This is a genomic window from Streptosporangium minutum, from assembly GCF_002149035.1.
Lineage (GTDB): Bacteria > Actinomycetota > Actinomycetes > Streptosporangiales > Streptosporangiaceae > Streptosporangium > Streptosporangium minutum.
Genome location: NZ_NGFP01000408.1, coordinates 1 through 4,629 on the forward strand (window position 1 = coordinate 1; position 4,629 = coordinate 4,629).

Genomic DNA, 4,629 nt, shown 5'->3' on the forward strand with positions numbered 1-4,629 from the left:
GTCCCCTCCGCCACCCCCGAGCGGATCCCCACGGTCCGGGTCCCCTCCGCCACCCCCGAGCGGATCCCCACGGTCCGGGTCCAGTGCCTGCAGGAGCACTGCCCCAAGGTCTTCCTCAAGGTCGCCGGGGGCGACGTGCTGCTCGACCGGGAGATGGCCGGGGACGAGCAGGCCCAGTCCTTCGACGCCAAGGTCGACGTGGTGCTGGCCGACTCCGCCGCCGTCCGCGTCGAGGTGAACGGAGAGGTCCGCCCCCCGGGCAAGGCCGGGGAGCGCCAGGAGTTCACCGTCTCCCGCGACTGACCTCTCCGGGGAGCGCCGGGAACTCGCCGTCTCCCGTGCCCGGCCGCTCCGGGACCGCCGTGTCAGGCCAGGCCGAGGTCCTGGAGGCTGTAGGCGGTCCGGTACGGCAGGCCCGCCTCGGCGATCGCGGAGGCGGCGCCCCGGTCCACGATCGTGGCCACGGCCACGACCTCGGCGCCCGCCTCGCGCAGCGCCTCCACGGCCGTCAGCGGGGACCCGCCGGTCGTGGAGGTGTCCTCCACCGCCAGCACCCGCCGCCCCGCCACGTCCGGCCCCTCGATCCTGCGCTGCATCCCGTGCGCCTTCTGCGCCTTGCGGACCACGAACGCGTCGAGCGCCCGGCCCCGCGCCGCCGCGGCGTGCAGCATGGCGGTCGCCACCGGGTCGGCGCCCAGGGTGAGCCCGCCGACCGCGTCGTAGTCGAGGTCCTCGGTGAGGTCGAGCATGACCCGGCCCACCAGGGGCGCCGCCTGCCCGTCGAGGGTCACCCGGCGCAGGTCCACGTAGAAGTCCGCCTCCTTGCCGGAGGACAGCACCACCTTGCCGTGCACGACGCCCTTGTCCTTGATCTCGGCCAGGAGACTCTCACGATCGCTCATGGAGACAAGATTAGGGCGGTGCGGGGAGCGCCCGGATCGTGCCCCGGCAGGGGTGGGCCGCGCTCCCGCCGCCATGGGTCTCCTCCTGCCCCGGCCCGCCGGACGCAAAGACGCGGCCCCGGTTTAGTCATGCCGTGAAGTGCGGAATTATCCGGCAGGCAACTCCGGGTGATCGCGAGGTAACAATGAGTGCGAAAACAGTTCAAGGTGATGCTGAACTGCTGACGGAGACGCGGCACGGGAACACGGTGGCCTACGGCGTGCTCTGCGAACGGCACGCCCCGGCGGCCCGGATCCTCGCCCACCGGCTCGTCGACGGCCCCGCCGAGGCGGAGGAGGCCGTGGCGGAGACGTTCGCCGGAATCCTCCACCTCCTCAGGCGGGGAGGCGGCCCGAGGGAGGCCTTCCGTCCCTGCCTGCTCACCGCGCTCCGCCGTACGGTCCACGACCGGTCACAGGGCCGGAGCGGGCGGGTGGCCGCCGGGGAGACGGAGGCGCCCGGCCCCTGGTCGCCCTTCGTGGACCCCGCGCTGAGCGGCCTGGAGCGCTCACCGGCCGCCAGGGCCTTCCTGTCGCTGCCGGAGCGGTGGCAGCTCGTCCTGTGGCACGCGGGGGTCGAGCGGGCCGGGCCCGCCGAGATCGCCCCCCTGCTGGGCATGACGGCCGGCGGGGTGACCGCGCTGACCCGCGTGGCCAGGGAGGGATGGCGCCAGGCCTGCCTGCGGGCGCACCTCGCCGGGACTCCCGGGCAGGGATGCTGTCCGGTGCTGGGCATGCTGGGCGCCTACGTACGGGGCGGCCTGGCCAGGCGGGAGAGCCGGCCCCTGGACGAGCACATGGACGGCTGCGCCGGATGCCACGACGCGTTCCTGGAGCTCGCCGACGTCAACCAGAGCATGCGCGTCATCGTCGGCCCGCTCATCGCCGGCCCCGCACTCCCCGGATACCTCGCGGAGCTGGACGGGGCGGGCGTCACCGGCGCGGCCGGGCCGTTCGGCCGGTGGCGGCGGACACCCGCGTCGCGGCGGAGGGCCGTCGCGGCCGGGGCGGCGGTCGGCGCGGTCAGCCTCGTGGCGGCCCTCGCGACGGTCCTCATGCCGGTGTCGGCCCCGGAGCCCCAGGCCCCGCCCGCCACGCCGGTCCCGGAGCCGGGCGCAGCCGCCCCCGCGCCTGTGCCCGCGTCCACGCCCGCGCCTGTGCCGCAGGGTCCGCCGTCCCAGCCGCTCCTTCCGGCCCCCTCGCCCGCGCCGGGGACGGCGGAGAGACCGCGGGGACCGGCCGGCCCCGGAGCCGTCGCGCCGCCCGCCGCGCGGGGACCGGCCCCCGCGCCGCGCCTGACCGTCAGGATCGACGCGCTCGGCGCGCTGGTCCGCTCCGAGGCGGGCATCGTGGCGGTACGGCTGCGCAACGTCGGTGCGGACGAGAGCGGGGAACTCGTCGCCGAGGTCGGCCTGCCGGACGGGATGACGGTGCTCGCGGCGGCGCGCCGGGGGCGGGCGGTCGCCGCGATCAGGCCGGTCGGCACGGTCGACGGCTGGGCCTGCCGGGCGGGCGCCGGAGGCGCGCGGTGCTCCCGGCGACCGCTGGCGGCCGGGCGGGCCACGGCGATCTTCCTCCGGGTCGTGGTCTCGCCGGCGGCGGCCGAAGGCTCGGCGCCCTCGGTGCGGATCTCCACGGCCGGGATGGGGGTGACGGCCAGGGCGCGGACCGGGGTGCGGGCCGCCGGAGCTCCGGCCCGGTTCGCCACCGACGGCCGGGTGGTCACCTCCGCGATCGGGAACACCCTGATGGTCTGCGCCTCCGTCGCCCCCGCGTGCCGGGCCGCCCGGTCCCGCGGGGGCGACCGCCGCGACAACGACCTGTGGGAGATGGGCCCCCTGGACCAGGACCGGGACCCGTCGACGAGAAGTTCGAGCGCGGCCCGCCTGGCCCTGCCGAGAACGAGCAGGGTGGTCTGGGCCGGGCTCTACTGGTCGGCTGGCGCGCCCGCCGACGGGCGGATCAAGTTCAGGGCGCCCGGAGACGGCGGATACACGCGGGTGAGGGCCGAGCGGGTGACGGAGAGGGAACTGCCCGTCGGCGTGGGGTACCAGGCGTTCGCCGACGTGACCCGGCTGATGGGCAGGCTCCGCGGAACGTACTGGGCGGCCGACGCCTCGCTCAGACCCGGCGTCTCGCGGCACGCCGGATGGAGCCTGGTGGTCATCGCGGCCGACTCCCGCCAGCCGTACAGCCAGGCGGTCGTCGTCGACGCCGCCACGGTGGTGGACCGGGAGCACGGCCCGGCCCGGATCCCCCTCGACGGGCTGACGCCCACGGCCGCGCCCGTCCGGGTGGACCTGGTGACCTGGGAGGGCGACGCCGGCGTGACGGGCGACCGGGTGACGCTGGGCGGGCGCCCGCTCCGGCCGGAGGCCGGGGACCGGGACGCCGGCAACGCGTTCGACGGGTCCGCCACGGGGGCGGAGGGCACGGGCATGACCTTCGGCACGGACGTGGACGGTTTCCGGGCGACGCTCGGCCGGGACCCGGTCCTCAAGGTGAGCACCGGCCGGGACGTCCTGCTCTTCGGCGCGGCGGTGGTGAGGGTGCGGGCACGTTCATGAGATTCCGTGAGGGGGCGGGCACGCTGGTGAGATCCGTGAGGGTTCGGGCACGTCCGTGAGGCTCCGTGAGGCTTCGTGAGGCGGGCATGCTGGTGAGATCCGTGAGGGTTCGGGCACGTCCGTGAGGCTCCGTGAAGGTTGGGGCGCGCTGGTGAGGTGCCCGTGAGATCCCGTGCGGTGAGGGACGGGCCGGACCCGGAGGGGTGTGGAACGGGCCAATAAAGGTTTGGGAGCAGGAGGGTCAACGGGCGCGGCTTCAAGAACGGGACGAACTGGTACGGTCTGCGTGAACACTCCGGCGTATGGTCAGGCGCGGGTCGAATCGTCGGGATTAACCCTCGGACGATCAGTTGCTTGATTACCCTGAGGAAGGGCCGTCTGTCGGGTCTCTCGGAGGTCTTTCAGGCTTGTCTGAGCCGAAGGGGCGGGCCACGTAGGAAGGGCGGTGTCGCGTGGATCGCTGCGCGCTGTTCGTGGACGCTGGCTACCTGCTGGCCGACGGCGCGATGGCCGTACATGGGACCCGCCATCGCGAGGCAGTCTCCTGGGACTACCCGGGACTGCTCAAGTTGCTCGGCAACCTGTCCAAGGAACGGACCGGGCTGCCGCTGCTGCGCTGCTACTGGTACGAGGCGAGCGTCGAAGGCCGCCGGACCGCCGAGCACGACGCGCTGGCCGACCTCCCGGGCCTCAAGCTCCGGCTGTCGCGCATCCGCCCCGGCCGCCGCGAAGGCGTGGACGCCCAGGTCCACCGTGACCTGATGACGCTGGCCCGCAACAGCGCGGTCTGCGACGCGGTGGTCGTCAGCGGCGACGAGGACCTGGCACAGGTCGTCTGCGACGCCCAGGACCTCGGTATCCGCGTCACCGTGGTGCACATCACCGCCGACGGGGGCTGGGCGGTGTCCCGCTCGCTCCGCCAGGAGTGCGACGACCTGATCGAGATCGGCAGCAGCCACCTGCGCCCCTACGTCAGCCTGACCGCCGGCGCCATGGAGACGCCCGCCCTGAGCAACGGCCACCAGCCGGGCGGCAACGGTCAGGCCACCGCGAGCGAGCGGGACACCGCCCAGCCCCCGTCGGCGGTGATGTGCACCACGGTGACGCGGATACCGAGGTCC

At 74.8% G+C, this 4,629-nt stretch carries 3 protein-coding genes and 1 pseudogene; 3 read left to right on the plus strand and 1 reads right to left on the minus strand.

Going from position 1 to position 4,629, the window contains the following annotated elements; all coding sequences use genetic code 11:
• Nucleotides 1–303: pseudogene (locus CA984_RS46835) on the plus strand (hypothetical protein); the annotation flags it as partial.
• A 62-nt stretch (nucleotides 304–365) separates the two neighbouring features.
• On the opposite strand, the gene pyrE reads toward CA984_RS46835, so the two are convergent.
• Nucleotides 366–902 carry an orotate phosphoribosyltransferase gene (gene pyrE / locus CA984_RS42695; RefSeq protein WP_031163779.1) on the minus strand — a complete coding sequence of 179 codons (537 nt, stop codon included), beginning with the start codon at nucleotides 900–902 and terminating at the stop codon, nucleotides 366–368.
• A gap of 185 nt (nucleotides 903–1,087) precedes the next feature.
• Here pyrE and CA984_RS42700 point away from each other — a divergent pair, with 185 nt between their 5' ends.
• Together CA984_RS42700 and CA984_RS42705 are read left to right on the plus strand one after the other, a co-directional pair.
• Nucleotides 1,088–3,508, plus strand: a complete 2,421-nt coding sequence (locus CA984_RS42700) for a zf-HC2 domain-containing protein (protein ID WP_133061960.1) — start codon at nucleotides 1,088–1,090, stop codon at nucleotides 3,506–3,508.
• Between the two features lie 452 nt (nucleotides 3,509–3,960).
• The coding region (locus CA984_RS42705) for an NYN domain-containing protein (protein ID WP_133061961.1) at nucleotides 3,961–4,629 on the plus strand (669 nt) is incomplete at its 3' end.

Coding starts and splice junctions, on each gene's coding strand:
- CA984_RS42700 (WP_133061960.1), top strand. CDS start 1,088: ATGAGTGCGAAAACAGTTCAAGGTGATGCTGAACTGCTGACGGAGACG.
- pyrE (WP_031163779.1), bottom strand. CDS start 902: ATGAGCGATCGTGAGAGTCTCCTGGCCGAGATCAAGGACAAGGGCGTC.